Below are 17329 nucleotides of genomic sequence, written 5' to 3' on the forward strand. Positions count from 1 at the left end.
CTTCAGCAAAACCTCCGCGCCGGTGACAGCATCAAGGTTGGGAATATATCCCTGCCCATAGAGGGTGCCCTCAAGAGTGTTCCCGGGAGATCTGCCCTCAGTAGCAGCGTGGCCCCGGCCGTATTTATCCCTTACGATAAGATCACCCAGACAGGATTGCTTCAGCGCGGCAGCCGCGTCGAATACAAATACTACTTTGTAGCCGGAGAGGGGCAAGACCTGGAAGCGCTGTATGACGCGATCGATTACCGGCTCGATGCCGAAGGGGCCGATCTCGATACGCACCTCGACGAAAGCAGGAGGCTGGGCAGGAGGTACAACAACTTCGGCAAGTTCCTCAACATCGTTGCCTTTATAGCCCTGCTGCTGGGATGCGTCGGAATCGCCAGTGCGGTACATGTGTACATTCAGGGGAAGTTAAGGTCCATAGCCGTGCTGAAATGCCTGGGGGCTTCCCGCCGGCAGACGTTTAAGATCTTTCTCATTCAGGTTGCCGGACTGGGAGCTGTAGGCGGACTTGCGGGAACACTTTTGGGGGTTGGTCTTCAAATGGCTGCTCCGGTTTTATTGGAGGAGTACCTGCCCGTGGAGGTCGATGTCTCCCTGTCCTTACCTGCCATAGTCCTGGGGTTGATCCTGGGGGTTTTCATGAGCATAGCGTTTGCTTTAATCCCCCTTTTGCGAACCTGGTATGTATCGCCTCTGTCCGTGCTCAGGGTACAGTCGGAAGATGAACCCAAAACGGGGAAGGCACAGCTGGCTGTCATGGGGCTGATCTTCTTCTTTCTGGTATTGCTGGCCCGGCTTATCCTGGGAAGCTGGCAGTATTCATTCTTTTTTATACTCGGTCTGGGAGTTTCATTTACGCTGCTCTACGGCGTAGCGAGGATACTGATGTGGACTGTAAGGCGCTATTTTCCGGAGAAACTCGGCTTTGCCATCAGGCAAAGCATGCTGAATCTGTTCAGGCCTCAGAACCAAACCTCTGTCTTGCTGTTATCGGTAGGAGTAGGGGCCTTCCTGATCAGCACCCTGTTTTTTAGCCGGGATATCCTGTTGAGCAAGGTTGCCCTCGGCAATGACGCGAACAGTCCGAATATCATCTTACTCGATGTTCAGACCGATCAGGTCACCGCCGTGGAAAATACCATACGAGAAAACAAGGTCCCTGTCCTGAGTAACGTACCCATCGTTACCATGAGGGTGGATGAGATCAACGGACGGTCTGTCAATGCGATCCGGAACGATACCACTTCCAACATAGGCCGGTGGGTCCTGAACCACGAATTCCGGGTCACATACCGGGACAGTCTTATCCCCAGTGAAACGATCATTTCAGGGAAGTGGATCGGGAATTCGGGAGAACAGGAAATCATACCGATCTCCGTAGCTGAAAATTTTGCATCCGATGCCAGGGTAGAAGTAGGGGACAAGGTTACCTTCAACGTACAGGGAGTACGCATACCCACGGAGATCGCCAGTATCAGGGAGGTTGACTGGGGAAGGATACAGTTGAACTTTTCGGTCCTCTTCCCGAAAGGGGTCCTGGAAGATGCCCCTAAGTTCCACGTGGTGTCTACCCGGACAGGAGGGGATCAGAGCTCGGCCATCCTGCAGAGACAACTCGTGAGTCAATATCCCAATGTATCCATAATCGACCTGAGGCAGATCCTCAGCCTGCTTGAAGGGATACTGGAGAAAATAGGCCTTGTGATCAGGTTCATGGCCCTGCTGAGTATACTTACGGGCATCATTGTACTGATCGGCGCAGTAAGGACGAGCAAATACCAGCGAATACGGGAAAGTGTCCTTTTGCGGACCCTGGGAGCGAAGAATTCCCAACTGCTGCGGATCTCTTTTTACGAATACGCCTTCCTGGGGATACTGGGCAGCCTTACGGGTATATTGCTTTCGTTGGTGGGGAGTTTTCTGCTGGCCAGGTTTGTATTTGAGGAGCCTTTCACCCCCTCTGTCGAACCCTTTTTGATTCTATTGCCCTTACTTACCCTGCTGGTCATCGCTATTGGCATGCTCAACAGCCGCTCGGTACTGAACAGTCCACCCCTGCAAATTTTGAGGTCGGAAAGCAGGTAGAATACACGTTTAGATCAGGCCATCACCTTCCTGAGGGCCGTGGCAAATTCCTTTACTTCATCCATGGTCCCTGTGCTGATCCTGGCCCACTCATACATGGGAGGGAAGGGCCTGCCGATGAGTACATTCTCCTTCTGCATCTCTGATATGACATCACGGATCTGTCGCCCGGTCTTAAAGAATACGAAATTGGTATGGGAGGGGATGTACCGCAGGTCTAGATCATCCAGGGTCTTATAGATATATTGCTTGGCCTCGGCGTTCATCTGCAGGCTGAATTTGTAGAAGTCATCGTCCTTCAGGGCCTCCCTGGCAGCTTCGATGGCGAGGACATTGGTATTTGCCATGACGGCATTTTTCAACCTGTCTGCGATGTCGGGTCTGGCGATCAGGTATCCGATTCGCATCCCGGCAAGGCCATAGACTTTGGAAAAGGTCTTGGAGACGATAACATTCCTGCCTTCCTTCACCAGCTCCACCATGGAGGGGTAATCGGGTTCCATGATAAAATCGTAATAGGCCTCATCGCTGAAGATGACGGCCTTATCCTCGTGAGAGAGGCAAAAATCCTTTAGATTGTCCCTGTTTAAAAGGGTGCCAGTGGGATTGTTAGGGTTGCAGAGAAAGACCAGGCGGGTCTTGCTGGTGACCCTTCGGGCCATGGCCTCCAGGTCGTGCTCCATCCTTTCATTGAGGGGAACCCGGTGCACATAGGCCCCAAAGTTCTCGGCATAGGTGAGGAGCGACTGGAAGGTGGGATCAGCGGCTATGACCTCTCCTCCTTCTAATCCGTAAACAAGTCCGGTCGCTTTCAGGCCTTCCGTAGAACCACCGGTAACGACCACACAATCCCTGGAGACCCCTTCTTTTTCTGCGATCTCAGTGACCAGTTGGGTGAGGTATTGGAAAGGATAGCGGCAGGCGATATCAAAGCTGTTGCTGATCACAGACCTCACTCTTTTGGAAGGGCCAAAAGGGTTTTCATTGGAGCTAAGCCTGACCGGCCCGGCCAGGGAGGTTTTAGCTTCGGTTTGCTCCCAGGCGACCGCCGGCAAGCCACCCATAAGGGTCAATCCTGAGGTTAGACCTATCGTCTTTAACCATCGTCTTCTGTCGAGATTGTTCATGTCCTGAAAATTTGTAGCAGAAGATACAAATTTTCGGCATAGAGAACCTCGCCATTAGCCCGGTCAACACAAAAATATCGAAGCAGGATACTGCGGATAATAGTCGATATCCCTGATCCGGGACAGACCGATTAAGAAAAGAGAGAATTTCTAGTAGAGGGTATTGGAAAGAAGAATGGCTACGATCAGCAGGACCATGGCCGAATTTACTACAAAGGCGATGATCTTCTTCTCGTCTATGGGTTCGTTCCTGCCCTGATAAAGAATGATCACCCCGGCAATACCCAGGAATCCGGAGAGGATCACAGGAAGGCCAAATAGGAATCTCGAGATTACGGGATTGGTATTGATTATGACCGCGAGGGCGGCAATGGTAAGCAAAAAAAGAATGATCTTGCTTAAGGTATAGGATCTCAGGGTGTATTTGCTTTCTTGCTGCATACTTCTCATTTTCTGTTCGCCCCGTTTACTTTATATGACCTTGATGTTCACCTTCAGGCCTTCGATGATACCCAGAATACTCTGCACCGTTTCCCGGAGGTAGTGCTTGATCACTACGTGAGGGATCCTGACCGTGGTAAACCCGTTCTTGAAGGAATGCATGGTCTCCTCCAGATTGTTCATGGCCTGTTCATGGGTGAGCATCTGGTATTCTGTATCGATCTCGATATTTAATTTAACCCTGGAAATGGCTATGTCGACTGATTTCTTTCCATCCCACCATTCGAGCATAGGGTAAACGCCGGCCTCTTTCAGGGCGTAGTACAGTTTTATGGCAGCACGAGGGGTATTGTTTGATTTGATAAGGCGGTCGATCCGGGTCTTGTGCTTGGCACAAAGTTCTACGCCATAGACTTCCATTGAATTTTTGTGATCGAGGTAGCCGAGTTCTTTATTGCATTCTAAGCAGGTCATACAAGCAGGTCAAAATTAGATTTGGGTTTATTATAACCGGGAGATTGATGAATTATTTTGCAGTATCGATGAACGACATCCTGTTTTTAGACGAAATGCAAATTTTTAGACGAACGACACTCTTTTTGACATTGGATCTTCAAAATCCTCAGTCTCTTCTGGCAAGAAATTGGTGAAAGTTTCAACTTTGATGTACATTCCCGGGCAAAAGGATTTTCGTGTTTAAGAAAATAGGCCCTGGATTTCTGATCGCTGCAGCCTTTATCGGCCCGGGAACGGTCACTACCTGTACCCTGGCAGGCGTAGGTTTTGGATTTGCCCTTTTGTGGGCATTGCTGCTCTCAGTAATAACCACCGTAGTCTTTCAGGAAATGGCAGCCCGCATCGGCATTCTCACAAAGCAAGGTCTTGCTGCGAGTATCCGGTCTCAGCTTCAAAAACCATGGGCCCGGAATTCCGTAACTGTAATCATCCTCAGTGCTGTTGTTATAGGGAACGCAGCCTATGAGGCGGGAAATATAGGAGGCGCTGTACTGGGACTCGAGGCGTTTACCGGTTCCCAACCTTCACCCTGGTTTTCATGGTTCATCGGTGCGGGAGTTTTTGTGCTCTTATTTGCAGGTTCGTACAAAACCCTGGAGAAGGTGTTTATAACTCTTGTGATATTGATGAGTATTTCATTTATCCTTGCTGCTTTCCTGACCCGTCCGGAAGTTGGAAAAGTATTGGCGGGACTTTTTATCCCCTCTTTGCCCGAGGGAGGTCTTTTTACTGTCGTTGCCCTGATCGGGACCACAGTGGTTCCCTATAACCTCTTTCTGCATGCCTCACTTGTGAGTGAAAAATGGGAATCCGTTAAAGACCTGAAAGCGATTCGCTGGGACACTGTACTCTCCATAGGCCTGGGCGGACTCATCTCCATGGCCATTGTGGTGTCTGCCAGTGCAAGCGGACTCACGGAGGTCAGCAGCGGGCTCGATCTCGCCAGGGGATTGGAACCCCTTTATGGAAAAGCTGCCACGTATTTTTTGGGAATAGGTTTGTTTGCTGCCGGGATCACTTCGGCCATCACAGCTCCGCTCGCCGCTGCTTACGTGGCTGCCAGTTGTTTTAACTGGAAGGAAGGTTTGTCGGGAAGGAGATTTCGCATGGTGTGGGGGCTGATCCTTCTTGTGGGGGTATTATCCCAGTTCCTGAACATACGGCCTATTGAGATCATACAGTTTGCACAGGTGGCCAATGGGCTATTGCTACCTGTGATTTGTGTCTTCCTCCTGTGGATCGTCAATCAGTCCGCCCTCATGGGAAGGTACAGAAATAAAACGTGGCAAAATATAGCAGGAGGCTTGTTGTTGTTGCTCATCGTCTTTCTTGGCCTAAAAAGTATCCTTTCCGTTATTTTCGCATTATGAACCGGTGGGAGATCGATATCAATTGCGACGTGGGTGAAGGCGTGGGAAATGAAGCCCGCCTGTTTCCTTATATATCTTCCTGCAATCTGGCTTGTGGAGGGCATGCAGGCGATGTGGCAACCATGAGGGAGGTGATCTCCCTGGCCAAAAAGCACCGCGTCAGGGTAGGTGCCCATCCTTCTTATCCCGACAGAGAAAACTTTGGCAGGAAAAGCATGCAGATGGAAACCGAAATTTTCAGGGATTCGATTGAGTCCCAGGTAAAGGGGCTAGAGGACATTCTCAGGGAAGAAGGAGTTGAAATGTCACACATAAAAGCCCACGGTGCCCTGTATAATGACCTGGCAAAAAACAGTGAGTTGTCAGAACAGTACCTCGAGGCAATATCTGAGTGTAGAAATGGTATTCCGCTTTACGTACCGTACGGTTCGGCAATTTCGATCGCAGCTCAACACTCGGGATTTGAGTGTGTCTACGAAGCCTTTGGAGACAGGAATTACGAAGATGATCTCACCCTTGTTTCAAGGGAATCCCCCCAGGCCCTGATTACGGAGCCCGAAGCGGTACTCCGGCATCTGCTGACAATGATCGTAAACTCTGAAGTTAAGACCGTCAGAGGCCACTTCAGGCACATTGAGGCGCAAACGTATTGTATTCATGGGGATACTGCTACAGCATATGAAATATTAGCGTATCTTTCGGTCGAATTTCCAAAGCATCATATTCATTTAAGGAAATGAATACGTACCCCATCTATATCAAGCCCTTTGGCAAGTCTGCCGTACTCGTAGAATGGCCTTTTGAAATCGATTCGAATATCCTGGATGACATCCTGATCTTCAAAGACTTTATAAAGCTTCAGGGTTATGGCGAACCTGAATGGGAGATCATCCCGGCCTATAATTCCCTGACCCTGGTCAACAACAGAAAGGAATTGAAGTTCGAAGAAATATCTGCCGCCCTCCAGAAGTTGTACAAAGAGCGAAAAGAGGGGGCAAAAAAAGAGCCGAGACACTGGAAATTGCCTGTTTGCTACGACCTGGAATTCGGGATCGACCTGGAAGAACTCAGTCAGCAACTGGGCAAATCCATCGAGCAAATCATTACCCTTCATACTGCAGCTACCTATACGGTCTATGGGATAGGCTTCTTACCGGGATTTCTCTATCTGGGGGGTGTTCCCAAGGATCTGGAAACCCCTAGAAAAGCTTCTCCCAGGCTGCATGTGCGGAAAGGTTCCGTGGGTCTGGCGAGAAAACAAACGGGTGTATATCCCCAGGATTGTCCCGGTGGCTGGAACATCATAGGAAATTGTCCGATCCCGATCTTCGATGCACAAAAGGAGAATCCGTGTTTTGTAAGGGTGGGGGACACCGTTACTTTTTATTCGATCACCCGTGCACAATTCGACCTTCACACCATCCAGGCTGAGGTTGGTATTGACCTGTTAACTAAAGACAATTAAGCGTGCTTAAAATTGTAAAAAGCGGATTTTTTACCACGATCCAGGATAGTGGCCGATTTGGTTTTCGACATCTCGGGGTGCCTGTGTCCGGCAGTATGGACCGGGCAGCTGCCCATCTGGCCAACGCCATGCTGGAAAATCCGGATGAAGCCGCCGTCCTCGAGGTTACCATGTCGGGGCCTGTCCTCGAATTTACCAGGGATACCTGGATCGCCATTGCCGGCGCCAACCTGTCTCCCAAACTCAATGAGGTGGATATCGATAACCACGGCGTTCACAGGATACGTTCCGGGGACCGTCTCGCCTTCGGAAAACACATAGACGGACTCCGCGGGTATGTAGCCATCAAGGGTGGTTTTGATACGGGGGAAGTGTTGAAGAGCCGATCTTTTTATAAACCGATCACAGAGAAGGACCACCTGGTAGCCGGGATGGAGTTGCATTATGAGGAGGTGTCGGAATTTGAGCCGAAGATCACCCATGTGATCCCTGAGGAGATTGAAAGAGTACTCAAATTAAAAGCAAGCCCTGGTCCGGAATTCGATATCCTGGACAGTGAACAGCAGGAGCTCCTTTTCAGTCAGCCCTTTACCATTGCCAAGGAGAACAATAGAATGGCCTATCAACTCCAGGAAATCCTGGGGTCTCATCAACATCCCATGCTGACCTCCGCTACACTGCCCGGTACGGTGCAATTGACACCCGGAGGAAAGCTGATCATTCTGATGCGGGATGGACAGACCACAGGCGGCTATCCTCGAATCCTGCAGCTCTCGGATGATTCCATCAACAAACTGGCTCAAAAGACTTTTGGGGATACCGTTTATTTCAAAAAAGAAAGTTAGATTTTCCGGTAGACTTTTTCGAATGGGATACGGAACCGCTGTCCGTAAATTCCTTTTTCATCCCGGATTCCGCATCCTATGGTCATGGTGATCTCCGCTCCCCAGGGCAGGCCGAGTATCCTCTTGATCCTAAGCGTATCGCTTCCCTCCATCGGACAGGTATCATATCCGATTGCGGCCATGGAAAGCATAAAATTCTGGGCTGCCAGACCGGCGCTCTTATGGGCCACGATCCTCATATCAGACCTGCGTACCTGACGGTACACGGGCCTGAACAGTCCGATAATGCTGAACAGAAAATACTGCAGCCAACCCACGATCCCCAGGAATTCCACATAGACGGCAGGTACCACCTTGGTGTAGTATCCCAGGGCAAATTTTTCCCTCCTGCTGTATTCTGAAGGTTTTTTATTACCGAGATTTTTTTTCAAAAACTCCCTGTTATCCCTGGCGCGTTGTTTCCAGAGATCCCGGCGGGCAACGATCACCACCATTTGCTCGGCCGTTTTGGCGGCATTCTGACCCAGGCAGGCATGAACCATTTTTTTAAGGGTCTCCGGATCCGTGATATGGTAAAATTCCCATAACTGCAGATTGCTGCTCGTGGGCGCCAGTATGGCATTTTCTATACAGGAGCGGACCTTTTCCGCATCTATCTCCTTTTCAGGGTCGAAGATCCTCACAGACCTCCGATATCGTATGGCTTCGGTTACCGTTTTTTCCATTAGGGCTATAAAAGGTGTTTGAGTTTTTTGATGAAGCTGACGGGGAGTCTGTAGGGCGGATTTCTGAATTTCGGATCCAGCCAGGTCCCGCGGTGTATTACTGCTTTCTGATGGGAAAAGGCATTAAAGCTCCGTTTGCCGTGATAGGAACCGAGTCCGCTATTGCCCACGCCTCCAAAGGGGAGGTTCTTGTTACTGATGTGTATCAGGGTGTCGTTGATCACCCCACCCCCAAAACTGTATTTGCGGAGCATTTTTTTCTGAAAGGCCTTTTTTCTGGAGAAAATATAGGCTGCCAGGGGCTTCCCGTGGCTCGATATCCAGGCATCGATTTCCTCTTCATTCCTGTATGAGATCAAGGGGAGTAGGGGCCCGAAGATTTCTTCCTGCATGATCTCACTGTCCCTGCCGGGCTCGTCTACCAGTGTGGGGGCGATAAAACGGTCCTTCGCATTGTACTGTCCGCCAAAAAGCAATTCCTGCCCTTCCATAAGACCGACCAGCCTCTTGAAATGTCTTTCGGAAATGATCCTGGCCAGGTCTGGAGAATTCTCGGGGTTTTCCCCGAAGAATCGGACGATGCTCTTTTTCAATTCCTCAACAAGCCGATCCTTGATCGAAGCGTGCACCAGGATGTAATCGGGGGCAATGCAGGTCTGACCCGCATTGAGGAATTTGCCCCAAACGATCCTTCCGGCAGCCTGGGCGGGCAGGGCAGATCCATCGACTATACAAGGGCTTTTCCCCCCCAGTTCGAGGGTAACCGGCGTGAGGTTCCCGGCGGCACTTTCATATACGATCTTGCCGACCCTTGTACTCCCCGTAAAAAAGATATAATCCCATTTTTCTGCCAAAAGGGCTTTGGCTACCTCGGCGTCCCCTTGGAAGACCATGGCGTGGTCGGGGTCGAACACAGCCGATACCATTTCAGCGATGAGTTTGGACGTATTCGGGGTCAATTCCGAAGGCTTGAGGACGGCCGTATTCCCCGCAGCGATGGCCGAAATAAGCGGCATGAGTGTGAGTTGGAAGGGGTAGTTCCAGGGAGCGATGATCAGTACTGTGCCATAAGGTTCTTTGTAGATCCGATCCGAGGATGGGAAATTAAGAAGGGAGGAAGGAACCCTTTCAGGGCGGGCCCAAAGCTCCAAATGCCGGATCAGGGTATTGAGTTCGGCAAGTACAAATTGTGTCTCTGCTATCAGGGTCTCAAAACGGGGCTTCTTAAAATCGGCATAGAGGGCGTTGCAGATAGCATCTTCCTTTTTTACGATTTCAGATCTCAACTTTTTGAGTGTCTGCCTTCTGAATTGGAGCTCTTTGGTACGACCCGTACCGAAATACCTGCGCTGGGCTTCCAAACGCTCTTTGATAGTGTGTCGCATAGCCCAAAAATAGGGTTTTTCAGGGACCCTGGACGAAATTCTCATCGAATTCTATCGGGTACGGTAAATGATGAATATGATAAATAATAAGACCTTAATGTATTGAATATCAATATAATATAGCTAAACATAGCTCATTGGCTTTATCCCTGACCTTTCTGATACCCCGGAAGGGTCTTTTAAACCAGTATCTTTGAGTTGATTAGTCTTTAAAAAGTAAACTGCAGCATTGGAAAAGAAGACGACCGCATTAAATAAATTCAGCAAAAACGTAACTCAGGATCCCACACAGCCCGGCGCTCAGGCGATGCTTTATGCCATTGGTTTGACCGAGGAGGATCTGCAAAAACCCCTGATCGGAATAGGAAGCACGGGCTATGAGGGTAACCCCTGTAATATGCACCTCAATGATCTGGCCCAGGTTGTTAAAAAGGGTTTGAAGGAGAAGGACCTTGTGGGCCTTGTTTTCAATTCTATAGGGGTTAGTGACGGAATTTCCATGGGCACCTACGGGATGCGCTATTCATTGCCTTCCAGGGATGTTATTGCGGATTCCATGGAAACGGTGGTGCAGGCCATGAATTACGACGGACTTGTCACGGTGGTCGGCTGTGACAAGAATATGCCGGGGGCACTTATGGCTATGATCCGGCTTAACAGGCCCTCCGTCCTTGTCTACGGGGGCACGATCGCATCGGGATGTCTCAATGACCGTAAGCTCGATATTGTCAGCGCCTTTGAAGCCTGGGGTGAGAAGGTGGCAGGAACCATCAGCGAAGGGGAATTCAAAAGTGTGATACAGAATGCATGTCCGGGAGCAGGAGCCTGCGGGGGTATGTACACAGCCAATACTATGGCCTCTGCCATTGAAGCACTGGGAATGGCCATGCCCTATAATTCATCCAACCCGGCCACGGGCAAGGATAAGGAAAAGGATTGTTTGGAAGCGGGCAGGGCACTGAGGTATCTGCTCGAGAACGATATAAAACCCAGCGACATCATCAGCAGGAAATCCCTTGAAAACGCGGTCAGGCTGATCACCGTTCTCGGAGGTTCAACGAACGCAGTACTTCATTTCCTGGCCATTGCAAAGGCGGCGGAGATCGAATTCACCCTGGATGATTTTCAGAGGATCAGCGACACCACGCCCTTCCTGGCCGATCTGAAACCCAGCGGAAAATATCTTATGGAAGATGTACACAGGGTAGGCGGGATCCCGGCGGTCATGAAATTCATGCTTGAGAACGGTATGCTGCACGGCGACTGCCTGACGGTAACGGGTAAGACCGTAGCCGAGAATCTCGAAAAAATACCGGGCCTGAAGGAAGGTCAAAAAGTGGTACATACCCTGAAAAACCCCATAAAGGAAACCGGACATTTGAGGATCCTTTACGGCAACCTGGCCCCCAAAGGAGCCGTGGCAAAGATCACCGGGAAAGAAGGATATCATTTTACAGGTCCGGCCAAGGTCTTTGAAGATGAATTCAAAGCTAATGAAGGCATAGGAAAGGGCCTGGTAAAAAAGGGGGATGTGGTGGTCATACGTTATGAGGGCCCCAAGGGCGGACCTGGGATGCCGGAGATGCTCAAGCCAACAGCCGCCATTATGGGGGCAGGTCTGGGCAAGGATGTGGCCCTGATCACGGACGGACGATTCTCAGGGGGTACCCATGGTTTTGTCGTGGGACACGTTTCCCCGGAAGCCCAGGAAGGAGGCCCTATCGCCTTGCTTCGCGATGGGGACATGATCACCATAGATGCAGAAAAGAATACGATCAGCGTTGCACTATCTGATGGGGAAATGGCCGATAGAAAAGCGAAATGGAAACAGCCGCCCTTAAAGGTGCGGAAGGGAAGCCTTTACAAATACGCCAATACCGTCTCCTCAGCTTCCGAGGGTTGTGTTACGGATCAATTTAAATAGGTTGGCGAATAAGATTGTCTCAGCTCGAATGACAAATTATGGAAACGATTACATCAAAGAAAACCGCGAAGAATAACCCCGATAAGTTGAGGGTTAGTGGGGCAGAAGCGATCATACATTGCCTTCTGGCCGAAGGAGTGGACCTTATTTACGGGTATCCGGGAGGGGCTATCATGCCGGTTTATGACGAACTTTATAAATTTCAGGACAGGCTTACTCATATCCTTACCAGGCACGAACAGGGTGCCACCCATGCCGCCCAGGGCTATGCCCGGGTCAGTGGCAGGGTAGGCGTAGCCATGGCGACATCAGGTCCGGGTGCGACCAACCTCGTCACAGGGTTGGCCGACGCCCAGATCGATTCCACACCCATCGTCTGTATCACGGGGCAAGTTCCCCGTCACCTCCTTGGTTCTGATGCCTTCCAGGAGACCGATATCATCGGCATTTCGACTCCCGTGACCAAGTGGAACTACCAGATCACCAAGGCCGAAGAGATTCCGTACATCATGGCAAAGGCCTTTTTCATTGCCAGGTCGGGCAGACCCGGGCCGGTACTCATCGACATTACAAAAAATGCACAATTCGACGAACTCGATTTTCATTACGAGGCCTGTAAAGGCGTGCGTAGTTATCCGCCAGTGGCCAAAGCCCATGAAAAAGATCTGGATGCGGCAGCCGAATTGATCAATAAGGCTAAAAAACCGTATATCGTCTTCGGCCAGGGAGTCATACTCGGGAAGGCGGAAGAGGAACTGAAGCAACTGGTGGAAAAAGCCGGGATCCCGGCTGCCTGGACCATCCTGGGACTTTCAGCCATGAGTACAGAACATCCTCTCAATGTGGGAATGGTAGGCATGCACGGCAACTACGGCCCCAATGTCCTTACCAATGAATGCGACGTCCTGATCGCTATCGGTATGCGCTTTGATGACCGGGTGACCGGAAATCTGGAGACCTATGCCAAACAGGCCAAGATCATCCATATGGAGATAGATCCTGCGGAGATCGATAAGAATGTAAAGGTAGACATCGCACTGCTGGGGGATGCCAGAGAGACGCTGAGAGCGTTACTGCCCAGGATTGAGAAGAACAGTCACGAAGCCTGGAGGAATGAATTCCGATTGAAATATCAGGAAGAATTCAGGGAGGTCATCGAGAGAGATCTTCATCCCACAAAGGCCGGACTTACTATGGGCGAAGTGGTGGAGGAGATCAACCAGGCTACCAAAAACAAGGCGGTTATCGTAACGGACGTGGGCCAGCACCAGATGGTAACCTGCCGATACGCCAAATTCGACCAGTCTAAGAGCAATATAACCTCAGGCGGGCTGGGCACCATGGGCTTTGCCCTTCCTGCTGCCATCGGTGCCAAGATGGGAGCTATGGACCGGGAAGTTGTGGCTATTATAGGAGATGGGGGGTACCAGATGACCATACAGGAACTGGCTACTATTTATCAAAACAAATTGGCCGTCAAGATCGTGGTGCTCAACAACGACCATCTGGGGATGGTGAGGCAATGGCAGGAACTCTTTTTTGAGAGAAGGTATGCCTCTACCGTGATGACCAACCCGGACTTCGTCAAGATCGCCGAAGGATATCATATCCGGGCGAAACGGGTTACGGAAAGGAAAGACCTCAAAGCGGCGGTCACAGAAATGATCGCTTCCAAGGAGCCTTACTTCCTGGAAGTGAAGGTGGAGAAGGAAGACAATGTCTTTCCCATGATCCCTTCCGGCGCATCCGTATCAGATATCAGATTAAAGTAAAAAGCCATGGAAAAAAAGTGGTTCACCATATCCGTATACTCCGAGAACAACGTAGGCCTGCTAAACAGGATCTCGGGAATATTCTTAAAGCGACATATTAATATAGAAGGTTTAAATGTCTCTAAATCAGAAATTGAACATGTTTCTAAATTTACAATTGTCGTTTTCACCACGGAGGACTGGACTCGGAAGATCGTAGCCCAGATTGAAAAGCAGATCGAGGTGATCAAAGCTTTCTACCACACAGATGAGGAGATCATTTATCAGGAATCCGCCCTGTTCAAGATCGCCTCTCATCTGCTATTTGACGAAAGGCAGATCCAGAATATTATCAAGGAGAGCAATTCCCAGATCGTTACCGTATCCAGGGAATTCTTTGTCCTGGCTAAGACCGGGCGCAGGCATGAGATAGACGAGATGCACGACCAGCTCGAACCCTATGGTATCCTGCAATTCGTAAGATCCGGAAGAATAGCGGTGACCAAGGCTTCCATGCCGATCACGGCCATGCTCAACGCCTATGAAAATCAAGAATAACGAGAACCTAACAGATTACGCATGACGAATTATTTCAATACTCTTTCCCTGAGGGATCAATTAAAACAATTAGGAAAATGCCGGTTTATGGACACGAGCGAATTTGCCGACGGGGTATCCGCCCTTAAAGGCAAAAAGATCGTGATCATCGGATGCGGTGCCCAGGGCCTGAACCAGGGGTTAAACATGAGGGACTCAGGCCTCGATATAGCCTATACGCTTCGTGAAGCCGCGATCTCAGAAAAGCGGGCCTCTTATATCAATGCCACGGAAAATGGCTTCAAAGTGGGGACCTATGAAGAGTTGGTGCCTTCGGCCGATCTGCTCATCAACCTCACACCGGACAAACAACATACCAATGTCATCAAAAGTGTGATGCCCCTGATGAAAAAAGGAGCAACCCTGTCTTATTCACACGGCTTCAATATCGTGGAGGAGGGAATGCAGATCAGGAAGGACCTGACCGTGATCATGGTGGCTCCGAAAAGCCCGGGTTCCGAGGTCAGGGAAGAATACAAACGCGGTTTTGGGGTGCCTACACTCATAGCTGTACACCCCGAAAATGACCCCGAAGGTAAAGGCCTTGCCCAGGCCAAGGCCTATGCTGCAGCCACCGGGGGCCACAAGGCAGGAGTGCTTGAGTCTTCCTTCGTGGCAGAGGTGAAATCGGATTTGATGGGAGAACAGACCATCCTGTGCGGACTGCTGCAGACGGGCTCCATCCTCTGTTTTGACAAAATGTTGGAAAAAGGGATAGATGCGGGCTACGCTTCCAAACTTATACAATACGGGTGGGAGACCATCACGGAAGGCTTGAAATACGGAGGGATCACCAACATGATGGACAGGCTGTCCAATCCTGCCAAGATCAAGGCCTTCGACCTTTCAGAAGAATTAAAAGACATAATGCGCCCCTTATTTCAAAAACATATGGACGACATCATGAGCGGGCATTTTTCCAAAACCATGATGGAAGACTGGGCGAACGATGACAAAAACCTCCTCACCTGGAGGGCTGCAACCGGCGAGACGGCCTTTGAGAAGACCCCTGCAGGAGACCAGAAGATCTCTGAACAGGAATATTACGACAATGGGGTCCTTATGGTAGCCTTTGTAAGAGCGGGGGTGGAGCTCGCCTATGAAGCCATGACGGAGTCTGGGATCATAGGGGAATCAGCCTATTACGAGTCCCTTCATGAAACTCCCCTGATCGCCAATACCATCGCCAGGAAAAAACTTTTTGAGATGAACCGTGTGATCTCAGATACGGCTGAATACGGATGCTATCTTTTTGACCACGCCTGCAAGCCCCTCCTGAAGGATTTTATGAAAAAGATCGATACAGATGTCATCGGCAAGGCTTTTGGGGAAGGCAGGGATAACGGAGTTCCCAATGCGAAACTCATTCAGGTAAACAAAGCCCTGAGGGAGCACCCGGTAGAAAAGGTAGGAGCCAGACTGCGGGCATCCATGACGGCCATGAAACCCATTGTCTAAAGCCTTTAATTCTCTATTTTTAAGGAAAACTGAATAACATGGCCACAGAGACGGCGATCATCCCTGAAAAATATCAGATCTCGGAACAGATCCACCAGAGAACCTATTTGGTAGACGGCGAATTAAAACCCTGGAAAGGGAATGTGACCGAAGTGTTCTCAACCCTCTCTTCGACGGAAACCTACAGCCATACCGTATTGGGAAGTATTCCAGACCTGGGGGAGGCTGAGGCCATGGAGGCTCTTGAAGGTGCTTTGAAGGCTTATGACCAGGGGAAGGGCATCTGGCCTACCATGAAGGTAAGGGATCGCATAGAGTGCATGGAGAAGTTCGTGTCCCAAATGAAAACAAAAAGGGATGAAGTGGTGAAGCTGCTTATGTGGGAGATCGGCAAATCGCTCCCGGACTCCATCAAGGAATTTGACCGTACCGTAGATTACATTTACGACACGATTGAAGATTACAAGCAACTGGACCGCAACTCGGCTAAATTCCAGAAGCACGAAGGCGTATATGCCCACATCAGGCGTGGCCCTCTGGGAGTTGTCCTTTGTCTGGGGCCATATAATTACCCCTTAAACGAAACCTTCGCGCTTTTAATTCCGGCGTTGATCATGGGGAATACGGCCATATTCAAACCGGCTAAGCACGGAGTGCTGCTGATCACTCCTCTGCTGGAGGCTTTCAGGAACAGCTTCCCGAAAGGGGTAGTCAATATTCTTTTTGGCCGGGGTCGATCTGTGGCTGCGCCCATTATGAAAACCGGGAAGGTAGACGTCCTGGCCCTGATCGGGAACAGCCGGTCTGCCAACGCCCTGCAGGAACAGCACCCCAAGAGTAACCGCTTGCGACTGGTCCTTGGGCTGGAGGCCAAAAACCCGGCTATCATCCTGCCCGATGCCGATATGGACCTTACCGTAGAAGAATGTATTACGGGCACCCTGAGTTTTAACGGACAGAGGTGTACGGCCCTGAAGATCGTCTATGTGCACGAAGAAGTGAGGGAAAACTTTCTGAAACAGTTCGCTTCCAGGGTTGATACTCTCAAATTCGGTAATCCCTGGGAAGAGGGAGTTAAACTGACTCCCCTGCCCGAACCGGGCAAACCGGCCTATATCCAGGAGCTCATTGATGATGCCCTGGCAAAAGGAGCCCGGATCATGAACGAAAAAGGAGGGAAGCATTTCGACAATTACATCTGGCCGGCAGTTCTTTATCCTGTCACCAAGGATATGCGTGTTTATCAGGAAGAGCAATTCGGGCCGGTGATTCCTGTCCTCTCCTTCCAGGATATCGAAGAGCCACTGGATGACATGGCAGAGAGCAACTACGGGCAGCAGGTAAGCCTGTTCGGGAAAGACGTCTATACACTGGCTCCTTTGATCGATACCCTGGCCAACCTGGTCTGCAGGGTAAATCTCAACAGTTCTTGCCAGAGAGGTCCCGATGTGTATCCCTTTACCGGGAGGAAAGACTCTGCCCAGTCTACCCTCAGCGTGCACGATGCCCTGCGTTCATTCTCCATACGTACCTTACTGGCCTTTAAGGATAACGAGATCAACAAGGACACCGTAAACCAGTTGCTGGAGACCAAACTGTCAAACTTTACCAGCACGGAATATATTCTTTAA

The 17329-nt window shown here is 50.2% G+C and carries 15 protein-coding genes; 10 read left to right on the plus strand and 5 right to left on the minus strand.

Going from position 1 to position 17329, the window contains the following annotated elements:
• Positions 1-2094, plus strand: a 2094-nt coding sequence (locus ABYP73_RS00005; protein WP_372973081.1) for an ABC transporter permease, incomplete at its 5' end; no start/stop codon positions are given.
• 14 nt (positions 2095-2108) lie between these two features.
• Here the strand turns inward: ABYP73_RS00005 and ABYP73_RS00010 are convergent.
• The 3 genes from ABYP73_RS00010 to ABYP73_RS00020 form a co-directional block, all read right to left on the minus strand.
• The gene (locus ABYP73_RS00010) at positions 2109-3221 is read right to left on the minus strand and encodes a histidinol-phosphate transaminase (protein ID WP_372973082.1); all 1113 of its coding nucleotides are present in this window, start codon (positions 3219-3221) and stop codon (positions 2109-2111) included.
• Between the two features lie 150 nt (positions 3222-3371).
• A complete protein-coding gene (locus tag ABYP73_RS00015) occupies positions 3372-3662 on the minus strand; it encodes a hypothetical protein (RefSeq protein ID WP_372973083.1) in 291 nt (96 codons plus the stop codon).
• 30 nt (positions 3663-3692) lie between these two features.
• Positions 3693-4136 carry a hypothetical protein gene (locus ABYP73_RS00020; protein ID WP_372973084.1) on the minus strand — a complete coding sequence of 148 codons (444 nt, stop codon included), beginning with the start codon at positions 4134-4136 and terminating at the stop codon, positions 3693-3695.
• 218 nt (positions 4137-4354) lie between these two features.
• Between ABYP73_RS00020 and ABYP73_RS00025 the strand changes: the two genes are divergently transcribed.
• The 4 genes from ABYP73_RS00025 to ABYP73_RS00040 are packed head-to-tail and all read left to right on the plus strand — an operon-like array spanning position 4355 to position 7858.
• Positions 4355-5548 carry an Nramp family divalent metal transporter gene (locus tag ABYP73_RS00025; protein WP_372973085.1) on the plus strand — a complete coding sequence of 398 codons (1194 nt, stop codon included), beginning with the start codon at positions 4355-4357 and terminating at the stop codon, positions 5546-5548.
• The gene (gene pxpA / locus ABYP73_RS00030) at positions 5545-6288 is read left to right on the plus strand and encodes a 5-oxoprolinase subunit PxpA (protein ID WP_372973086.1); all 744 of its coding nucleotides are present in this window, start codon (positions 5545-5547) and stop codon (positions 6286-6288) included. The genes ABYP73_RS00025 and pxpA overlap by 4 nt, the downstream gene beginning before the upstream one ends.
• Positions 6285-7013 (plus strand): 5-oxoprolinase subunit PxpB, encoded by a 729-nt coding sequence (gene pxpB, locus ABYP73_RS00035; RefSeq protein ID WP_372973087.1) that lies wholly within the window; start codon positions 6285-6287, stop codon positions 7011-7013. The genes pxpA and pxpB overlap by 4 nt, the downstream gene beginning before the upstream one ends.
• A 2-nt stretch (positions 7014-7015) precedes the next feature.
• Complete coding sequence (locus ABYP73_RS00040; RefSeq protein ID WP_372946226.1) at positions 7016-7858, plus strand: biotin-dependent carboxyltransferase family protein; 843 nt, start codon at positions 7016-7018, stop codon at positions 7856-7858.
• Here the strand turns inward: ABYP73_RS00040 and ABYP73_RS00045 are convergent.
• On the minus strand, positions 7855-8583 hold the full coding sequence (locus ABYP73_RS00045; protein WP_372973088.1) for a nitroreductase family protein: 729 nt from the start codon (positions 8581-8583) through the stop codon (positions 7855-7857). The two genes, ABYP73_RS00040 and ABYP73_RS00045, sit on opposite strands and share 4 nt — an antisense overlap.
• A 5-nt stretch (positions 8584-8588) precedes the next feature.
• Positions 8589-9968, minus strand: a complete 1380-nt coding sequence (locus ABYP73_RS00050) for an aldehyde dehydrogenase (protein ID WP_372973089.1) — start codon at positions 9966-9968, stop codon at positions 8589-8591.
• Between the two features lie 229 nt (positions 9969-10197).
• On the opposite strand from ABYP73_RS00050, the gene ilvD reads away from it, so the two are divergent.
• From ilvD to ABYP73_RS00075, 5 genes are read left to right on the plus strand one after another with little or no spacing between them, the layout of a single operon-like run.
• Complete coding sequence (gene ilvD / locus ABYP73_RS00055; RefSeq protein ID WP_372944839.1) at positions 10198-11892, plus strand: dihydroxy-acid dehydratase; 1695 nt, start codon at positions 10198-10200, stop codon at positions 11890-11892.
• Positions 11893-11930: 38 nt separating this feature from the next.
• A complete protein-coding gene (gene ilvB / locus ABYP73_RS00060; protein ID WP_372944838.1) occupies positions 11931-13664 on the plus strand; it encodes a biosynthetic-type acetolactate synthase large subunit in 1734 nt (577 codons plus the stop codon).
• Between the two features lie 6 nt (positions 13665-13670).
• Entirely contained in the window at positions 13671-14201 is a 531-nt protein-coding gene (gene ilvN / locus ABYP73_RS00065) for an acetolactate synthase small subunit (protein ID WP_163693844.1), read from the plus strand.
• 21 nt (positions 14202-14222) lie between these two features.
• Positions 14223-15698, plus strand: coding sequence for a ketol-acid reductoisomerase (ilvC, locus tag ABYP73_RS00070; protein WP_372944837.1), 1476 nt, complete (start codon positions 14223-14225; stop codon positions 15696-15698).
• Between the two features lie 38 nt (positions 15699-15736).
• Positions 15737-17329: an NADP-dependent glyceraldehyde-3-phosphate dehydrogenase gene (locus tag ABYP73_RS00075; RefSeq protein ID WP_372973090.1), complete on the plus strand. Its 1593-nt coding sequence runs from the start codon at positions 15737-15739 to the stop codon at positions 17327-17329.

The organism is Muriicola sp. (assembly GCF_041567615.1).
In the GTDB taxonomy this organism is placed as follows: domain Bacteria; phylum Bacteroidota; class Bacteroidia; order Flavobacteriales; family Flavobacteriaceae; genus Muriicola.

Bases quoted from the DNA above. Each gene is read 5' to 3' on its own strand.
- ilvN (WP_163693844.1), top strand. From the start codon at position 13,671: ATGGAAAAAAAGTGGTTCACCATATCCGTATACTCCGAGAACAACGTA.
- ABYP73_RS00015 (WP_372973083.1), bottom strand. From the start codon at position 3,662: ATGCAGCAAGAAAGCAAATACACCCTGAGATCCTATACCTTAAGCAAG.
- pxpA (WP_372973086.1), top strand. From the start codon at position 5,545: ATGAACCGGTGGGAGATCGATATCAATTGCGACGTGGGTGAAGGCGTG.
- ABYP73_RS00050 (WP_372973089.1), bottom strand. From the start codon at position 9,968: ATGCGACACACTATCAAAGAGCGTTTGGAAGCCCAGCGCAGGTATTTC.
- ilvC (WP_372944837.1), top strand. From the start codon at position 14,223: ATGACGAATTATTTCAATACTCTTTCCCTGAGGGATCAATTAAAACAA.
- pxpB (WP_372973087.1), top strand. From the start codon at position 6,285: ATGAATACGTACCCCATCTATATCAAGCCCTTTGGCAAGTCTGCCGTA.
- ABYP73_RS00045 (WP_372973088.1), bottom strand. From the start codon at position 8,583: ATGGAAAAAACGGTAACCGAAGCCATACGATATCGGAGGTCTGTGAGG.
- ABYP73_RS00075 (WP_372973090.1), top strand. From the start codon at position 15,737: ATGGCCACAGAGACGGCGATCATCCCTGAAAAATATCAGATCTCGGAA.
- ABYP73_RS00010 (WP_372973082.1), bottom strand. From the start codon at position 3,221: ATGAACAATCTCGACAGAAGACGATGGTTAAAGACGATAGGTCTAACC.
- ABYP73_RS00020 (WP_372973084.1), bottom strand. From the start codon at position 4,136: ATGACCTGCTTAGAATGCAATAAAGAACTCGGCTACCTCGATCACAAA.
- ilvB (WP_372944838.1), top strand. From the start codon at position 11,931: ATGGAAACGATTACATCAAAGAAAACCGCGAAGAATAACCCCGATAAG.